Genomic DNA, 16,116 nt, shown 5'->3' with positions numbered 1-16,116 from the left:
TCCCCATGAACTCATCAGGAGAATCTGTGCGGCTTTTCCGACGAAGCGCGCCACCGGCCGTCGCCATCAGCATCGTCGCCGCTGCCCTCACCGGCCCGGCCGGCCCCGCCACGGCCCTCGCCGGCCCCGACACCGTTCCCGGCGTTCCCAGTGTTCCCGCCCTCGCCGGACCTGCCACCCCGGCCGGCGCCTTGGTCGAAACCCCGGTCGGCACCCTCACCGGCCCCTCGACCGGCACCCTGATCGGGGCTCCGACCGGCACCTCCACCCGCCCGCTGTCCGATCCGCCGTCCGGCCCACCGCCGACCCCGGCCTCGCATCCGGACCCGGCCCCGGCGGACGCGCAGGCCCAGGGCCAGGTCTGCGGGCCGCCGTACCTCGACGACGACCCGAACCTCGGACCGAAGTACCTGCCGAAGACCGGGCCGCTCGCCGGGATCCTGAAGGGGTACGTCCCGCTGAACCGCGTCCCGCCGCACCGTTTCATCGAGCGCTACTGGGACACCGCCGCCAACGGGTGGCGCTACCCGCCCGACCGGGGGTTCGCCCACTCCGGCGGCTACATCAACGGCAAGCCGATCGTGCGGGCCGTCACCCTGTACGCCGGCAGGAGGCTCGACCGGTTCGGCGGCGAGCGCGGTTCCTACCTGGCCCCGCTCGGCGCCTCCTACATCGGGCGGGCCCTGCCGCCGAGCAACCTCAACACCTATGCGGGGGCACCGCAGTACGTGTGCAACTACCACGCGTACGAGGTCGTCAAGGAGTTCAAGGTCGACGCGGGCCCGGCCGCGCCGGCGTTCCAGCAGCCCGGCAGGGGCACCCAGTATCACGTGACGAGCAGGCACATCCCCGAGGCGCCGCAGTCGTCCCCGGACGTCTCGGTGGAATGGCTGGTGCAGAACGGCTACCTGAAACGGCTGAACTGAGCGTCCCGGGGAGGGGCCGACCCCCGCAAGACCCCTGATGGCCCGGACGTCCTGGGTGGGAGGCTCGGCCGATGGAAGACCTCCACCCCGGACGTGCCGGGGAAAGCGGAAGACCCCCGGCCCGGCCGTCCCCCGCTGACGGTGATCGGCCTTTACCCGGCCTTTCGCCCGTCCCTTCTACCGTGGAGTGATGACCGGTTTCCACCGATACCTCGTCGAGGAGATCGCGACCGACCACGCCGACGGCCTCATCTCCCGTCGTGAGGCGCTACGCCGCCTGAGCCTTCTCGGGATGGCGCTGCCCGCCGCCGGTGCCCTGCTCTCGGCATGCGGGGCCGGCCGGGAGAGCGCCGCCGCCTCGGGCACCACGTCGCCGGCCGCGGCGTCCGGCACACCGCCGGGAACCGTGACCGGTGGCGTTCCGCCCCCCGGACCGTCGCCGCTGCCCACCGAGGAGATCATCTTCCCGGGCCCGGAGGAGGGGGTCACTCTCCAGGGGGCCTGGGTGGCGGCGTCGAACCCGCGCGGTGCGGTGCTGGTCATCCATGAGAACCGGGGGCTGAACGACCACATCCGTTCGGTCGCCGGGCGCCTGGCGGCCGACGGCTACTCCGCGCTCGCCCTCGACCTGCTCTCCAGGGAGGGCGGGACCGGCTCCTTCGGCGACACGGCCAAGGTCACCGCCGCCCTGGGCGGCATCCCGCAGGAACGCTTCGCCGCGGACATGAAGACCGCCCTGGGCGAGTTGGAGCGGCGCGTCCCCGGCGCGAAGCTGGGTGCGGTCGGCTTCTGCTTCGGCGGGGGCATGACGTGGTTGCTGGTCGCCTCGGACGAGCCGCGCCTGGCGGCGGCCGTCCCGTTCTACGGCCCGTTGCCCGACGGTGCCGACTTCTCCGGATCCGAAGCCGCCGTCCTCGGTGTCTACGCCGAACGGGACGACCGGGTCAACGCCACGCGGGACGAGGCGAGGGCGGCGCTGGAGCGGGCCGGCCTGGAGTACGAGATCGTGACGTTCCCCGGCGCCGACCACGCCTTCTTCAACGACACCGGTCCGCGCTACGACGCCGGGGCCGCGGCCCAGGCATACCGGCGGGTCATCGACTGGTTCGGCCGCCACCTGTCTTGAGGATCCCCGGCCTGAGGACCCAGCCTGAGGGTTCCCAACCCGAGGGTTACCGGCCCGGGAGCCCAGTCCGAGGGTTCCCAGTCTGAGGTCCCCGGCCCGAGGGTTACCGGCCCGAGGTCCCCGGCGGGGTGCCCCGGCCGGGGACCGGTCCGGGACGCCCCGGCGGTGTCAGACGCCCGCCCACGTCGCCGTCCGCTCCGGCGTGGCGAACGCCCGGTAACCACCCGAGTGGAAGACCAGCGGTTCACCGTCGGAGCGTTCGAAGTGCTCCACCTCGCCGACGAAGATGAGGTGATCGCCGCCGTCGTACGTGGTCGCCGTCCGGCAGGTGAAGCGGGCCAGGGCCCCGGCCAGCAGCGGGACTCCGCCGGGGCCGCGTCCGGTCTCCACCCCGGCGAACTTGTCCGGTGACGGTGTCGCGAACCGCCGCGACAGATGCTCCTGGTCGGCGGCCAGGACGTTGACGGCGAACCGCCCGGCGGCCAGGAAGGCCGGCGCGCTGGGCGCCCGCCGGGACAGGCACCACAGGACCAGCGGGGGGTCGAGCGAGACCGAGGTGAAGGAGTTGACGGTGACTCCGGCCCGGCCGCCCCCGGGAAGGGCGGCCGTGACCACCGCGACGCCGGTCGCGTACTGCCCGAAGGCCTCGCGTAACGATCTCATGGCGTGCTCAGCCCCCGATCCGGGTCAGGTACTCCTCCGCCGCCGCCGGGTCGGTGAACCACCCGGTGAAGTCGGCGGGGTCGTCGAAGCCGTTGACGAAGCGGGACGCCACCTCGGGGAAGCGGCCGGCGGCGTCCAGGATCCGCAGCACGTGCGGCGGCGGGGGTGCCAGGAGCGCGTTCGTCCAGGCGGTGACGTGCCGGGCGTTCTCCCAGTAGCGGGCGAAGGTCCGCTCCATCCACGCGGCGTCGAACGGCCGCTCGCCGTGTTCCAGGATGGCGGCCAGGTAGGAGGCCGCGCACTTGGCGGCGTTGTTGGAGCCCTGACCGGTGATGGGGTCGTTGAGCACGACCACGTCGGCCACGCCGAGGACCGGGGCACCGGACGGCAGCGTCGCCACGGGCCTGCGCACGACGGGGGTGAACCGCCCCGCCAGGACACCGTTCTCGTCGGTGAGCTCGACGCCGTCGCAGCGCTCAGCCTCCCAGGGCAGGAAGGTCTCCAGGATCGACCGGCCCCTGGCCAGGTGCTCGGCCGGGGTGCGGACGTCCGACCAGCAGTCCATCGGCCCGCCCGGCAGGCCCTCGAAGACCATGATCTCGCAGGGGCCGGTGTGGGTGAGCGCGGGGAACACGAAGTATTCGCCGACGCCGGGGATGATGTTGAAGCACACCGCGGAGTGACCCGGCCGCGGGGTGAGCCCGTTCACGTAGGTGAGGGCCAGGGCACGTTGCGGGACGCGGTACGGCGAGCGCTCCGGGTCGGTCTCGAAGAGGGAGGCGAGCTGTCCCTTGCCTGCGGCGACCAGGACCAGGTCGTACTGGGCGGCGTAGGACTCCAGGTCGTCCACGGTCGCGTCGTGGATGACGATCTTGCCGCCGAGCCGTTCCACCTCGGCCATCCAGGCGGGCATCTTGAGCCGCTGGTCGACCGAGCGGGCGGGCGTGTCGAGCCGCGCGTCCCAGCGGATCACCGGCTCGCCGCCGGGGCCGGCCACCGCGACCTGCATCCCCTCGATCGGCGGGCAGTCACCGGCCCACAGGTCCAGGCCGAGGGCCCGTTCGTGACCGAGGGCGGTGGCGAACATCGCCTGACCCGACATGACCCGGCCGTCGCGGATGTCATCCGGCGTCCGGTTGGACACCAGGGTGACCTCGTAGCCGTTCCGCAACAGGCCCAGGGCCAGGTGGAGCCCGGCCTGCCCGGCGCCGACGATCAGGATTCCACGCATGATGATCTGTCCTTTCCATGGGTCTCGCAGTGGGTGGGGTTGACCGGTAGGCGCCTGATGAAAAGGTACGGCGGGGGGTGTCCGGCGGGCCATCCGCTCAGCGCGGGTTCCGTCCGTCCGGCGCGGGATTCCGGACGGGTGCCGGTGAGAGACGGGGACGCGCGGGGACGACGCGAAGAGAAGACGGAGGCACACGAGACACGGACGCGAGGAGACGGACGCGCGAGGAGACGGACGCGCGAGGAGACAAGGACGCGAAGGGACAGGGCACGAGGGGACGCGGAGGGGCGTGAGGAGACACGGAAGGACGCAAGGAGACGCGGAGGGACGCGAGGGGACGTCAGCAGCCGCGAAGGGTGTGGGACGGCGACCGGCCGTGGCGCTCACGGTAGAGCGCGGCGAACCGCCCCTGGTGCGAGAAGCCCCATCGCGCCGCCACCCCCGTCACGGTGCACCGGGCCGGGTCGCCGGTCGCCAGTTCCTCGTGGACCCGGTCCAGGCGGACGTCCCGCAGGTAGGCCATCGGGCTCAGGCCGAGGTGGCGGCGGAACCCCTCCTGGAGCGAACGACCGCTGACCGCCACGGCGCGCGCGACCTCCTCGGTCGTCAGCGGCCGGTCGGCGTGGCCCTCGATGAACTCCATCGCCCGGCGCACCACCTTCGGCAACGCGGGGGCCTGGGGAGCGCGCAGCCGTTCCCGGTAGTTCGACGGCTGCCCCGTGAGCAGCGAGCTGAGCAGTGCATTCTCCAGGTGGGCGGCGGCCAGCGGCTGCGCGGCGAGCCCGTCGTCGTGGTCGGCCTCTCCGACCACGAGATCGATCATCGCCCGCCAGGCCCGTGCCCAGCCCGAGGTCATGTCCACGCCCAGGTCGAAGACGATCGGCCGGTCGAGCGGCTCCCCGAGCATCAACTCCAGCGCACCCTCGACGGCGGGCCGGTCGAACTTGACGATCAGCTGCGGGCAGCCCGCCTCCCAGCGCATGTCGAGGTGCTCCGATGGGGACGGCAGGGAGGCCAGCCCGGGTGCCGAGACGATCTCCTGGCCGCCGCACCGGATGAGGCTCCGCCCGGCCAGCGGGATCTGCACCAGGAAGAAGGTCTCCAGCTCACCCGGTTCGATGCGGACGGCGGCCCCGTAGTCCAGGTAGTTCACCCGCAGGCCGCCCAGCCGGGTCGAGTTGAGGCGCGCGGCCAGGCCCGGCGTGCCCCCGGTGAGCTCCAGCCGGTGCGGGCAGAACACCGCGGAGACACGCTCGCGTGCCTCGTCGAGATCCACGGTGTCGAAAACCGGCCTGTTGCCGAGCGGGATCCGCTCCCGCTCCTGTCCTGTCGGCCCCATCGACGCTCCCGCCCTCGGGTGTCCATCGCACGTGCGGCGGGGCGGAGTCACGCCCGGCCGATTTCGCGATGTTCCCCGGTCCGGGTGCGGCCGACCATGGATAAATACGCATCCGGCCGCGGAGGCGGTGTCCGCTTGAGGCCACTGCGGGATCCGGTCGGCGCATCCTCGCCCGGTCCGCCCGGGCCCGACCGACCTGCCCCGGTCAGCCCGGCCGCCGGACGGCGAGGCCGGACCAGGCATGACGAGCGGGCCAGGGGTGGTGAGCAGGCCGAACGCGGTGGGCGGACCGGACGGCGCGGCTCCACCGGACGCGGCGGACGGGCTGGTAGGTGTAGTGGCGTCCTGCCCCTTGGCCACGAGCGAGACCATGCCCGACAGCGCCGATCGTCCTACGCCCCGCACGTTCCGGGCCGCGCTGCGCCGACTGCTGCGCCGGCCGCCCGAGCAGTTGCTGTCCGGGGGCGTCTATGGCGCCGTTCTGGCCAGTGGCCTGGCGGCGGCCCTGGACCAGGCCGACACCCCTCCCGATCCCGGCCATGACGCGCTGTGGGTGCTGATCTCCGCGGTCGCGGCGGCCGTCGCGCACGGGTACGCCCACGCCGTGGCCCACCACGCCGCGACCGAGGAGACGACCACGCAGACGCTGCGCTCGGTGCTGGGCGAGTGGCCCCTGGTCGCGGCCACGCTGCCCACCATGGGGGCGCTCCTGGGGGCCTTCGCGGGCTGGTGGAACGCCTATACCGGCGTCAACGTCGTCCTGGTGGTCAACGCGGTCGTCCTGTTCTGCCTGGGTGCGTGGGCCTCCCGGGTCTCCGGCGGCACCTGGGGGGTCGCCTGCCGGGTGGGGGGTGTCTACATGCTGCTGGGACTGATGATCATCGTCGCGAACACCTTCATCGAATAGGAGCGGCGCGGCACCCGCCCCGGAACGGGTGCCTTCGTGGACCGCGCATAGGCGTCCGTTCCGGGGTAGGGCTGGGTGATGCTGTTCATCTTCGGTCTCCGCACCGCCGTCCACCGGCTGGGAGCGCTGCCCCTGCGCTGCCCGTCCTGCGGGAACACCGCCGCGCAGGTCCTGTCGGAACGGGTCACCAGGTTCAGCCTGTTCTTCGTGCCGCTGTTCCGGGTCCGCACGAGATACGGAATGCAGTGCGCGTTCTGCGGCGCCTCGTACGACGTCTCCAGGGAGGAAGCGAACCGCCTGGCCGCCCGCTGAACGCCGCTCCCCGGCTCGTCGCCGCCTGCCGCCCCGAGACGGGGTGGGGCGGGGCGGGCGGTCGTCAGGCCGGTTGCGTCTGCCCCTGTCCCTGCCAGTCCTGCTGCTCACGTGCCGAGCGGGGCAGCAGGAAGGCCAGGAAGAACGTGGCGACCAGGCCGACGAGGGTGACGGAGATCGCGACGAGGAAGGCCGACAGCGGAGCCCACCCGCCGCCGGTCAGGCCGAAGAAGATCGTGCCCAGCGCGGCGATGCCGAAGGCCCCGCCGATCTGCTGCGTCGCGGTGAGCGCGCCGGAGGCGGAGCCGATCTCGTGCACCTCCACCCCGGCGAGGATGATGTCGAAGAACGGCGCCATGAGCAGGCCGACGCCGATGCCCGTGAGGACCAGGCCGGGGGTGAGCTGCCACGGCGTCACTCCCCGGCCCGCCAGGTACGCGGTCAGGCCGACGCCCGCCACGCCCAGCATGATGATCACCGCACCCAGGTGGATCAGCTTGCGGCCCAGGCGGGCGTTGAGACCCGCGTTGACCAGGCCGAACCCGATGACCGTGCCGATCGCCTGCGCGAGGAACGACATGCCCGTCTTCAGCGGCGAGTAGCCCAGCCCGAACTGGGCGTACATGCTGAAGACGAGGGAGTAGCCGACGGTTCCGGTGAAGAACGCCAGCCCGCTGACCAGGCCGCCGCTGAAGGCCCGTTTGCGGAACAGGCCGGGGATGACCAGCGGGTCGCGGCCGGCGCGCTGCCTGGCGATCTCGTAGCGCCAGAAGGCGGTGAACACGGCCAGGGAGCCGATCATCGAGGCGAACGTCCACAGCGGCCAGCCCAGTTCCCGCCCCTGCACGAGCGGGAAGATCAGCATGAACAGCGCCGCCGAGACGAGCAGCATGCCGGGGATGTCCAGGTTGGAGGCGGTGCGTTCGGTCTGGCGGGGCAGGAAGCGGAACGCCCCGGCGAGGGCGAGCACCCCCACCGGCAGGTTGATCAGGAAGATCATCCGCCAGCCGGTGCCGAAGAGGTCGGCCTGGATCAGCCATCCGGCCAGGATGGGCCCGCCCACGGACGACAGGGCGATGACGGGCCCGAAGGCGCCGAAGGCGGCGCCCAGCTCCTGCGGCGGGAACATCTGCTTGATCATGCTGAGCCCCTGCGGGATCACCAGGGCTCCGGCCAGTCCCTGCAGGACCCGGGCGGCGACCAGCATCTCCGGGGAGGAGGCCAGGCCGCACAGCAGGGAGGCCAGCGTGAACCCGGCGAGGCCGAGCTGGAACATGCGGCGGTGCCCGTAGATGTCGCCGAGGCGGCCTCCGGTGATGAGGCCGACGCCGAGCGCGAGGGTGTAGCCGGCCCCGATCCACTGGATCAGGCTGGAGGAACCCCCGAGGTCCGTTTGGATCACCGGCGAGGCGATGGTGGCGATGAGCGCGTCGAGCAGGTCCATCACCTGCGCGGCGAGGATCACGAAGAGCGCCGCCCACCTCCAGCGGTGCGGGGCTCCGGGCTGCGCGCCCGGGGAGGTCGCGTTCTTATCGTGGGCCATCGAAAGGCTCCGATCAGTGCTCGATATGTCGAATGGTGTTCGTTGAGCAAGCATCGTTTTATTAACGAACACTGTTCGTGTCAAGTACGATGTTCGCATGGAGCACCAGGCGACAGCCATACCTCAGCCGCCCTGGCGAAAAACCCGGGTTCGCGCGCCGCTCAGGCAGCCGCTGACCCTGGAGGCGATCGTGGAGGCCGGCCTGTCCGTCCTCGACGCCGAGGGCCTGGAGGCGCTCAGCATGCGCAAGGTCGCGCAGGTCCTCGGGACGGGGGCGGCCTCCCTCTACGCCCACGTGGCCAACAAGGACGAACTGATCGAGCTGATCTACGAGCGCGTGATCAGCGAGGTCCCGGTCCCCGAGCCCGATCCGGCCCGCTGGCGCGAGCAGCTCCGCGAACTGGCGCTCGACTGCGCGCGGGTGCTGATGGCGCACGCCGACATCGCCGCCGCGGGCCTGGCCAACGTGCCGACCGGCCCCGGCACGCTACGGCTCTCCGAGGGCATGCTCGCGATCATGCTGGCCGGCGGCCTGCCGGTCCGGATCGCCTCCCTGGGCATGGACCGCCTGCTGCTCTACATCTCCGGCGCCACGTACGAGTCGTCGCTCTTCCTCGCCCAGCAACGGGCCAGCGGCAAGGACGTGCCGGAGTTCGCACGCGACTTCTTCGGGCAGATCCGCGACTACTACGCGAGCCTTCCGCCCGATCGCTTCCCGATCCTGACCGCCCACGCCGCCGAACTGATCGCCGGCGACGGACAGGCCCGCTACGAGTTCGGCCTGGATCTGATCATCGAGGGGCTCGCCCGCCACGCCCCGCACCCGAGTGAGGAGATCACGTGAAGATCACCTGGGACAACGTCCTCGCCTGGCGGATGCGCCGGCAGATGCTGGAGGAACCGGAGACCGACGACGCCGTGGCGATCGTGAGCCGGCTGTGCGGAGTGCAGGCGCAGGTCGCCTCCTCGGCGCAGACGGCGGTCGGCGTCCGGCAGCGTAAACCGCGCCGCCAGAGCGTCAAGGACGCCCTGGAAGACAAGAAGCTGGTCAAGACCTGGGCGATGCGCGGCACCCTGCACCTGCTCCCCGTCGAGGAGGCCGCCGCCTACCTGAGCCTGCTGGCCTCGACCCGCAGCTGGGAGAAGGGTTCCTGGCAGCGCAACTTCGTCACCCTCGACCGGCTGGAGGCCATCGGCGAGGCCGTCCATCACGTCCTGGACGGCAAGGTGCTCAGCCGCGAGGAACTGACCGCGAAGGTGATCGAGAAGACGGGCGACGAGAACATCGCCGAGCACATGAGCTCCGGCTGGGGCGCGGTGCTCAAGCCCCTGGCGTTCCAGGGGGTGCTGTGCCACGGTCCGGCCGACGGCGGCCGGGTGACCTTCACCCGGCCCGACACCTACCTGCCCAAGTGGCCGGGCATGCCGGAGCCCGCGGAGGCCGCGGCGGTCGCGATCCCCGCCTACCTCGGGGCCTACGGGCCCGCGCCGATCGAGGCGTTCGACCAGTGGCTGTACCGCGGCGCCCTGCGCAAGGCCGACCTGCGTTCCTGGGTCGCCGACCTGGGCGACCGGCTCACCAAGGTCGAGATCGAGGGGCAGGCGGCCTACGCGCGCACCGAGGACCTCGACGACCTGGCCTCGGCCACCCCCTCCACCTCGGTGCGCCTGCTCCCGGCCTTCGACCAGTACGTCCTGGGGCCGGGCACCAAGGACACCGCGATCATCCCCTCCGCCCGGCGCGGGGAGATCAGCAAGGCCGCCGGATGGATCTCACCCGTCGTGGTGAGCGGGGGCCGGGTCTGCGGTACCTGGAACGCCGAGGACGGCGCGCTGTCGGTCACCGTCTGGAAGGAGTGCGACGTCCCCCGCAAACAGCTCCAGGCCGAGGCCGACCGGCTCGGGAGCGTGCTCGGGACCGATCTCACCATGCGCGTGCAGACCGGCTGACCCACCGGCGGCGCCGGCGACCGGCGAGGCCCGGCGGTTCACGGTCCGCCGGGTCGGCGGGCGGGCTGCCGGAGCGGCGGCGCAAGCGATCTGGCGGGTGGGCGGGGCGACGGCGGCCGTCACGTCGCCTCGCCCACCCGGACCAGGCCCTGTGGGACGGCGGCCGGCCCGCCGCCTGACGCCGTAGTGACCCGGGACCGGCGCCCTCGGGGCCGCCGGGGACGCCGTCCGGCCGGGCGTCAGTCCTCGACGCGGAGCAGCAGCTTGCCGGTGTTGCCGCCGTCGAACTGGCGCAGCAGCAACCGCGGGAAGTCCACGACCCGGCCGGGCACGACGTCCTCCACCACCTTCAGGCTGCCCTCCTTGACCCACTCCCGGAGCCGGGCACGGGCCTCGGGGTAGCGGTCCGCATGGTCGAAGACCAGGAAGCCCTCCATCCGGGCACGGTTGATCAGCAGGCTGATGTAGCCGGGCAGCCCGCCCACGCCGTTCTCGGAGTTGTACTGGCTGACGGCCCCGCAGAGCACCACCCGCCCGCCTCTGGCGAGGGAGCGGACCGCCGCGTCCAGCACCTCTCCCCCGACGTTGTCGAAGTAGACGTCCACCCCCTGCGGGGCGTGGCGCCGCAGCGCCTCGGCGACGTCCTCGGTGCGGCGGTCGACGGCGGCGTCGAACCCGAGGTCCTCCACGACGTGGCGGCACTTCTCCTGGCCCCCCACGACGCCGATGACGCGGCAGCCGTGGATCCTGGCGAGCTGGCCGGCCACGTTGCCGACGGCCCCGGCGGCGGCGGACACGACCACCGTCTCGCCCTCGCGCGGGCGGCCGATGTCCAGCATGCCGATGTAGGCGCTCAGTCCGGGCACCCCCAGCACCCCCAGGTGGGCCGAAACCGGCCCCTCCGCGGGGTCGATCTTCGTCACCCCCCGGCCGTCGGTGACGGCGTACCGCTGGACGCCGAGCATCCCGGTGACGATCTCCCCCTCGGCGAACAGCGTGTTGCGGGAGTCCTCCACCATGCCGATCGTCCAGGCCCGCATGACGTCGCCGAGCCCCAGCGGGGGGAGGTAGGAGGGGGTGCCCCTCATCCAGCCCCGCATCGCCGGGTCGATGGAGACGTAGAGGGTGCGTACGAGCACCTGGCCGGTCTCCAGCGCCGGCAGACGTTCCTCGGTGACGGTCCAGTCGCCGTCCCCGGGCAGGCCCACGGGACGCGCGGCCAGCCTCACCTGGGTGTTCACCATGTTCACGGCTCGGGCTCCGGATCCTTCTCCAGCAGGCGGATGCTCTCCGTCGGGCAGCGGTCGGCGGCCTGGCGGACCTGGGCGTGCAGGTCGCCGGCGGGTTCGGGGTCGATCAGCCGGACGAGCCCGTCCTCGTCCTCGCCGAAGACCTCGGGTGCGGAGACGACGCAGACGCCGCTGCCGCAGCAGCTGTCGGGGTTCACCTCGACGCGCACGGTCCGCTCCTCACCAGGTCACCGGGACCTCGAGGAAGCCCTCGACCAGGCCGCCCTCGGCCCGGCGCAGCTCCAGCGGGTCCACCGCCAGCTTCAGCGTGGGGAACCTGCGCAGCAGCGAGGTGATCGCCGTCTGCATCTCCATCCGGGCGAGCGCCGAGCCCGCGCAGTGGTGGGGTCCGGCGCTGAAGGCCAGGTGCAGGTGGCTGGGACGGTCGATGTCGAGGGTCTCGGGGTCGGGGAAGACCGTCTCGTCGCGGTTGGCGGACTCCATCGCCAGCACGACGCCCGCCCCCCGGGGGATGGTCATCCCGCCGACCTCAATCTCCTCCTTGGCGTAGCGCAGCGCCGCCATGGAGGAGAACAGCACCTGCAGGCGGAGCATCTCCTCCAGCGCCTGCGGGACCAGCGACAGGTCGTCGCGGACCCTGGCCAGCAGGCCGGGGTTGGCCAGGAGCGTGACGATCGCCGCGCCGAGGTGGCTGGCGGTCGTCTCGTACCCGCCCATCAGCAGCCCCTGTGCCCAGTACAGCAGCTCGTAGTGGCTGAGCCGGTTGCTGTCCTCGTCCCGGGCCGCGATGAGCGCGCTGATCAGGTCCCCGCCGGGCTCGTTCGTCTTGGCCTCTACCAGGCGCTCGATGTAGGCGAACAGCTCGCCGCGGCAGCGGCCGATCTCCTCGGGGGTGTACTTGCTGACGGACAGGAAGGCGTCGGTCCAGTGCCGGAAGTCCTTCTGGTCCTCCACCGGCACACCCAGCAGCTCGCACAGGGTCGTGATGGCGAGCGGGAACGTCAGCGTCCGGTGCAGGTCGGCGGGCGGGCCCGCGGCGGCGGTGTCGTCGAGCAGCCGGTCGACGAGCTCCTGGGTGTGCGGACGCATGCGCTCGACGCGGGCGGCGGTGAACGCCTTGGCGACCAGCCTGCGCATGCGCGGGTGATCCGGCGGGTCCAGGCTCACGTTCGGGTCCTGGAACATCGAGTTGTCCTTGGTGATGCGCGGTGCGTCCGGCTGGTCGCGGTTCCTGCTCAGCCGCTCGTCGGAGAGCAGGACGCGGACGTCCTGGTAGCGGGTGACCAGCCACACGACGTCGCCGCTGGGCAGCGTCACCCGCATGGCGGGCTCCCGGCGGCACTCGGTGAGCGCGCTGGGTGCGTGCAGGACGGTCTCGCGGTGGGTGAAGGGGTAGGCGGGGGCCGTGGCGGCTCCGGTGGTGCTCATGGGCGATCTCCAGGGGTGACGAGGTTGTCTGCGGGGGGAGCCGCGGGTGCCGCGGGAGGCGGTGGGGGACCCATGGCCAGGCGTCCCCGGTCGACGAGGACGAAGACCACGGCCGCGGCCAGGAGGATCAGCGCGCCGCCCGCCGCGGCGGCGACCGCGACGCCGCCGTCCCCGCTTCCGGAGGCGGCGGCGACCGCGGCGACCACGGTCAGCAGCGGCGCCCCGACCACACCGCCGAGCTGGGTGGAGGCGTTGACCATGGGGGTGGCCACCCCGGCGTCGCGGGGGTCCAGGCCCTGCATGATGGTGACGTTGGCGGGCACCATGATCCAGGAGACGCCCAGGCCCATCAGCAGCACGCCGGGCAGGATCGTCACGGCGTACCCCCCGTCGAGGCCGGCCAGCGCCGGCCAGCCCACACCGAGGCCGGCCAGTGCCAGCCCGCCGCCCAGCAGGACCCGCGGCCGGAGGCCGGGCAGCAGGCGGCCGGCCACCGCGGTGCCCGCAAGCACCGCGACGCTCAGCGGGAGGAAGGCCAGGCCCGCCTGGAGCGGGGAGTATCCGCGCACGTCCTGCATGAGGGAGCTGAGCAGCAGGTAGGCGCCGAAGGTGCCGATGTTCGCGGAGAAGACCGCCAGGTAGACGCCGGCCCGGTTGCGGTCGAGCACGATGCGGGGCGGCAGCACCGGCGCCGGCGAGGCCCGCTCGGTCAGGGCGAACCCGGCCAGCAGCAGCGCCGCCACCGTCAGCACCGCGACGGCGAGCCCCGGCCCGGCCGTGGCGAAGGCGCCGACGCCCGCGACGAGCGCGCCGAGGCCGAGGAGGAGCAGGAGCGTTCCGGGCAGGTCGTAGTGGCGGCGGCCCTCGGCGGGGACGTCCCGCCCGAAGGCGTACCAGGCGACGGTGACGGAGAAGATCGCCAGGGGGACGACGACGAACAGGCACCAGCGCCAGCTCAGGTACTCGGTCAGCAGGCCCGCCACGACGACGCCGGCCACCCCTCCCCCGCCGGCCACGGCGGTGAAGACGGCGATGCCCCGGGCCCGTACGCGCGGGTCGGCGAACGCGCCGCCGATGAAGGCGAGGTTGGCCGGGGCCAGCAGGAACGCGCCGAAGCCCCCCTGGATCGCGCGGGCGGCGAGCAGCGTCCCGGCCGTCGCGGCCGTCCCCGCCACGACGGAGGCGACGGTGAAGCCGGTCATGCCGACGGCGAAGGTGCGGCGCCTGCCGCGCAGGCCGGCCACGCGCACCGCCAGCGGGTACAGGCCGGCGAAGGCGAGGGTGTACGCGCTGATCACCCAGTGCTTCTCGGCGTCCGGGACACCGAGCTCCTCCTGGACGGAGGGCAGCGCGATCGGCATGACGTTCATCTCGAGGACGACCGTGAGCTGGGCGATGGCGATGGCCGCCAGCATCCACCAGTGCCGGGTTGCGGACATGGGCACCTCGTGAGACTCCGTGGGGGATCAGCGGGACAGCGGCGCCGGACCGGGTGTGACCCGCTCGGCGAACAGCCGCAGGGCCCGTGCGCTGGTCTCGTAGGGCAGGTGGCCGGAGTGGACGGTGAGGCTGATGTCGACGTCGTCGCCGTACCAGGAGGCGAGGGTGTCGATCTGCGCTCGCACCTCCTCGGGTGTTCCCGCGAGGAGACGGTTGGCGGCGACCCGCTCGTCGAAGGTCGCCCCCTGCCTGAGCGCCGCCTCGGCCAGTTTCTCATAGCCGGGGTAGGCGGTGCTGGTCGTGGTCTTCCAGGACTTCACCGCCTCGGCGATCTTCTCGCCGTACTTCTGTTCGGCGTGGCGCCCGCCGCGGCGGGCCTCGTCGCCGTCCTCGTCCAGGAAGAGGCTGTAGCTGAGCTCGACGCGGGCGGTGTCGGGGTCATGGCCGGCGCTCGCGCGCGTCTTGCGGTACAGGTCCAGCATCTCCTGGACCTTCTCCTTCGGGGAGACCGCGGCGATGATCTGGAGGTTGCGGCCGGCGCGGGCTGCGGCCTCCACGGACTCGGGGCTGGCGGTGACGGCCGAGAAGACCGGCGGGTGCGGCTGCTGGACCGGACGGGGCAGCAGCGTCACCGGGCCGAACCGGTAGAAGTCACCCTCCCAGACGACGTCCTCCTCCGCCCACAGGCGGCGGCACGCCTCCACGCCCTCCTCGTAGCGGGCGCGGCTCTCGTCGATCGGGATCTCGAACGCGGCGAACTCGTCGGGCAGGAACGCCCGGCCGAAGCCCACGTCGAGCCGGCCGCCCGAGATGCCGTCGAGCATGGCCAGCTTGCCCGCGAGCTTCACGGGATGGGTGAACGCGGGGATGACCGCCCCGGTGCACAGGCGGATCCGGCTGGTCCTCGCGGCGGCGGCCGCCAGGAACGTCACCGGGTCGGGGCTGTAACCACCGAAGTCGAAGAAGTAGTGCTCAACGATCTTCAAGTGGTGGAAGCCCAGCTCGTCGGCCAGCACGGCCAGCCGCAGTGCCTCGTCGTAGTAGTCGGCCGCGGACTTCTCCTGCGGGCCCACCGTCGGGAAGAAAAGCACGCCGAATTTCACGCGCTCAGCCTCGCAAGCCGGGCTCGAGCGCAACTCAAGAGCGGATAGACAGCATGTTCCCCACGGACGGGGACGATCGCATCCCGCGCTCACCCCGGCTCTCGATCAAGGAGGCATGCATGCGACTCGACGGACGCGTGGCGATCGTCACCGGAGGGACCAGGGGCATCGGGCTGCGCATCGCCGGGTCCTTCCTGGCGGAGGGGGCCCGGGTGATGTGCGCGGCGCGCGAGGCGGCCCCGGTGGCCGAGCTGGCCGACGTGTACGGGGAGGCGGTGGCGTTCCACCCGGCGGACGTGCGTGACGCCGGTTCGGTCCGCGCGATGGTGGAGGCCACCGCGGAGCGGTTCGGCGGGGTGGACGTGCTCGTGGCCAACGCCGGGATCAGCCGCCCCGCGCCGACCGCGGTCATGCCGGCGCAGCAGTGGGCGGAGGTCGTCGACACCAACCTGACCGGGGTCTTCAACTGCGTGCAAGCGGCCCTGCCGTACCTGGAGAAGAGCGGCTCCGGCCGGATCGTCGCGGTCTCCTCCGCGCTGAGCACCCGCCCGGTGTATGCCGGCGCGAGCTACTGCGCCACGAAGGCGGCGGTGGACATGCTCGTCCGGGTCTGGGCGTTGGAGTTCGCCGAGAAGGGCATCACGGTCAACGCGCTGTCCCCCGGCTTCATCGAGGAGGGGATGGGCCGGGCGTTGCGCGAGAACACCGCGCTGTGGGAGCAGTTCGGCACCAAGATCTCGATGGGACGCATGGGCACCGGCGCGGAGGTCGCCGCCGCGGCGGTCTTCCTGGCCGGCGACGAGGGCTCCTACGTCAACGGGCACATCATGGAGGTCAACGGCGGCCTGCGCTGGTAGTGCCGTCCGGGGCCGCCGCCGGGCCTGCGGCACCGGCGGCG

At 72.5% G+C, this 16,116-nt stretch carries 16 protein-coding genes; 7 read left to right on the top strand and 9 right to left on the bottom strand.

All coding sequences use genetic code 11. From position 1 onward, the window contains the following. The first annotated feature begins 26 nt into the window (after window positions 1-26). Both F4562_RS31045 and F4562_RS31040 read left to right on the top strand, forming a co-directional pair. The gene (locus F4562_RS31045) at window positions 27-926 is read left to right on the top strand and encodes a TNT domain-containing protein (protein ID WP_184540212.1); all 900 of its coding nucleotides are present in this window, start codon (window positions 27-29) and stop codon (window positions 924-926) included. Window positions 927-1,116: 190 nt separating this feature from the next. Next, the gene (locus F4562_RS31040; protein WP_184540210.1) at window positions 1,117-2,052 is read left to right on the top strand and encodes a dienelactone hydrolase family protein; all 936 of its coding nucleotides are present in this window, start codon (window positions 1,117-1,119) and stop codon (window positions 2,050-2,052) included. A gap of 168 nt (window positions 2,053-2,220) precedes the next feature. Here the strand turns inward: F4562_RS31040 and F4562_RS31035 are convergent, their stop codons facing one another. The 3 genes from F4562_RS31035 to F4562_RS31025 form a co-directional block, all read right to left on the bottom strand. Continuing rightward, on the bottom strand, window positions 2,221-2,715 hold the full coding sequence (locus F4562_RS31035; protein WP_184540208.1) for a flavin reductase family protein: 495 nt from the start codon (window positions 2,713-2,715) through the stop codon (window positions 2,221-2,223). 7 nt (window positions 2,716-2,722) lie between these two features. Beyond that, complete coding sequence (locus F4562_RS31030) at window positions 2,723-3,946, bottom strand: styrene monooxygenase/indole monooxygenase family protein (RefSeq protein WP_184540206.1); 1,224 nt, start codon at window positions 3,944-3,946, stop codon at window positions 2,723-2,725. A gap of 340 nt (window positions 3,947-4,286) precedes the next feature. Further along, entirely contained in the window at window positions 4,287-5,285 is a 999-nt protein-coding gene (locus F4562_RS31025; protein ID WP_184540204.1) for an AraC family transcriptional regulator, read from the bottom strand. Between the two features lie 241 nt (window positions 5,286-5,526). Here F4562_RS31025 and F4562_RS31020 point away from each other — a divergent pair, with 241 nt between their 5' ends. Together F4562_RS31020 and F4562_RS31015 are read left to right on the top strand one after the other, a co-directional pair. Further along, a complete protein-coding gene (locus tag F4562_RS31020) occupies window positions 5,527-6,192 on the top strand; it encodes a hypothetical protein (RefSeq protein ID WP_221206562.1) in 666 nt (221 codons plus the stop codon). A gap of 78 nt (window positions 6,193-6,270) precedes the next feature. Further along, a complete protein-coding gene (locus F4562_RS31015; protein ID WP_184540202.1) occupies window positions 6,271-6,504 on the top strand; it encodes a zinc-ribbon domain-containing protein in 234 nt (77 codons plus the stop codon). Between the two features lie 64 nt (window positions 6,505-6,568). On the opposite strand, the gene F4562_RS31010 is transcribed toward F4562_RS31015, so the two are convergent. After that, on the bottom strand, window positions 6,569-8,047 hold the full coding sequence (locus tag F4562_RS31010) for an MFS transporter (protein WP_184540200.1): 1,479 nt from the start codon (window positions 8,045-8,047) through the stop codon (window positions 6,569-6,571). Window positions 8,048-8,144: 97 nt separating this feature from the next. Here F4562_RS31010 and F4562_RS31005 point away from each other — a divergent pair, with 97 nt between their 5' ends. Continuing rightward, window positions 8,145-8,891, top strand: coding sequence for a TetR/AcrR family transcriptional regulator (locus F4562_RS31005; RefSeq protein WP_184540198.1), 747 nt, complete (start codon window positions 8,145-8,147; stop codon window positions 8,889-8,891). Further along, on the top strand, window positions 8,888-9,997 hold the full coding sequence (locus F4562_RS31000) for a winged helix DNA-binding domain-containing protein (protein WP_311733902.1): 1,110 nt from the start codon (window positions 8,888-8,890) through the stop codon (window positions 9,995-9,997). The genes F4562_RS31005 and F4562_RS31000 overlap by 4 nt, the downstream gene beginning before the upstream one ends. Window positions 9,998-10,236: 239 nt before the next feature. Here F4562_RS31000 and F4562_RS30995 read toward each other — a convergent pair whose 3' ends face one another. Genes F4562_RS30995 through F4562_RS30975 form a run of 5 tightly spaced genes read right to left on the bottom strand, consistent with a single transcriptional unit; the run spans window position 10,237 to window position 15,218 of the window. Next, entirely contained in the window at window positions 10,237-11,241 is a 1,005-nt protein-coding gene (locus F4562_RS30995) for an NADP-dependent oxidoreductase (protein WP_184540761.1), read from the bottom strand. A gap of 2 nt (window positions 11,242-11,243) precedes the next feature. Then, entirely contained in the window at window positions 11,244-11,456 is a 213-nt protein-coding gene (locus tag F4562_RS30990) for a ferredoxin (protein WP_184540196.1), read from the bottom strand. Between the two features lie 10 nt (window positions 11,457-11,466). Then, window positions 11,467-12,675, bottom strand: a complete 1,209-nt coding sequence (locus tag F4562_RS30985; protein ID WP_184540194.1) for a cytochrome P450 — start codon at window positions 12,673-12,675, stop codon at window positions 11,467-11,469. Then, on the bottom strand, window positions 12,672-14,114 hold the full coding sequence (locus F4562_RS30980; RefSeq protein ID WP_184540192.1) for an MFS transporter: 1,443 nt from the start codon (window positions 14,112-14,114) through the stop codon (window positions 12,672-12,674). Before F4562_RS30980 ends, F4562_RS30985 begins: the two co-directional genes overlap by 4 nt. 27 nt (window positions 14,115-14,141) lie before the next feature. Further along, window positions 14,142-15,218: an LLM class flavin-dependent oxidoreductase gene (locus tag F4562_RS30975; RefSeq protein ID WP_184540190.1), complete on the bottom strand. Its 1,077-nt coding sequence runs from the start codon at window positions 15,216-15,218 to the stop codon at window positions 14,142-14,144. A gap of 119 nt (window positions 15,219-15,337) precedes the next feature. On the opposite strand from F4562_RS30975, the gene F4562_RS30970 reads away from it, so the two are divergent. Then, the gene (locus F4562_RS30970; protein ID WP_184540188.1) at window positions 15,338-16,075 is read left to right on the top strand and encodes an SDR family NAD(P)-dependent oxidoreductase; all 738 of its coding nucleotides are present in this window, start codon (window positions 15,338-15,340) and stop codon (window positions 16,073-16,075) included. Window positions 16,076-16,116 lie beyond the last annotated feature (41 nt).

Source organism: Streptosporangium becharense, from assembly GCF_014204985.1.
GTDB lineage: Bacteria > Actinomycetota > Actinomycetes > Streptosporangiales > Streptosporangiaceae > Streptosporangium > Streptosporangium becharense.
Note: the sequence above shows the minus strand (reverse complement) of the source record. Positions and strands in the feature narration are given on the sequence as shown.

What these genes read in the sequence shown, in the direction of transcription:
- F4562_RS31040 (WP_184540210.1), top strand. Translation starts at nt 1,117, where the DNA reads ATGACCGGTTTCCACCGATACCTCGTCGAGGAGATCGCGACCGACCAC.
- F4562_RS31035 (WP_184540208.1), bottom strand. Translation starts at nt 2,715, where the DNA reads ATGAGATCGTTACGCGAGGCCTTCGGGCAGTACGCGACCGGCGTCGCG.
- F4562_RS31030 (WP_184540206.1), bottom strand. Translation starts at nt 3,946, where the DNA reads ATGCGTGGAATCCTGATCGTCGGCGCCGGGCAGGCCGGGCTCCACCTG.
- F4562_RS31025 (WP_184540204.1), bottom strand. Translation starts at nt 5,285, where the DNA reads ATGGGGCCGACAGGACAGGAGCGGGAGCGGATCCCGCTCGGCAACAGG.
- F4562_RS31020 (WP_221206562.1), top strand. Translation starts at nt 5,527, where the DNA reads ATGACGAGCGGGCCAGGGGTGGTGAGCAGGCCGAACGCGGTGGGCGGA.
- F4562_RS31015 (WP_184540202.1), top strand. Translation starts at nt 6,271, where the DNA reads ATGCTGTTCATCTTCGGTCTCCGCACCGCCGTCCACCGGCTGGGAGCG.
- F4562_RS31010 (WP_184540200.1), bottom strand. Translation starts at nt 8,047, where the DNA reads ATGGCCCACGATAAGAACGCGACCTCCCCGGGCGCGCAGCCCGGAGCC.
- F4562_RS31005 (WP_184540198.1), top strand. Translation starts at nt 8,145, where the DNA reads ATGGAGCACCAGGCGACAGCCATACCTCAGCCGCCCTGGCGAAAAACC.
- F4562_RS30995 (WP_184540761.1), bottom strand. Translation starts at nt 11,241, where the DNA reads ATGGTGAACACCCAGGTGAGGCTGGCCGCGCGTCCCGTGGGCCTGCCC.
- F4562_RS30985 (WP_184540194.1), bottom strand. Translation starts at nt 12,675, where the DNA reads ATGAGCACCACCGGAGCCGCCACGGCCCCCGCCTACCCCTTCACCCAC.
- F4562_RS30980 (WP_184540192.1), bottom strand. Translation starts at nt 14,114, where the DNA reads ATGTCCGCAACCCGGCACTGGTGGATGCTGGCGGCCATCGCCATCGCC.
- F4562_RS30970 (WP_184540188.1), top strand. Translation starts at nt 15,338, where the DNA reads ATGCGACTCGACGGACGCGTGGCGATCGTCACCGGAGGGACCAGGGGC.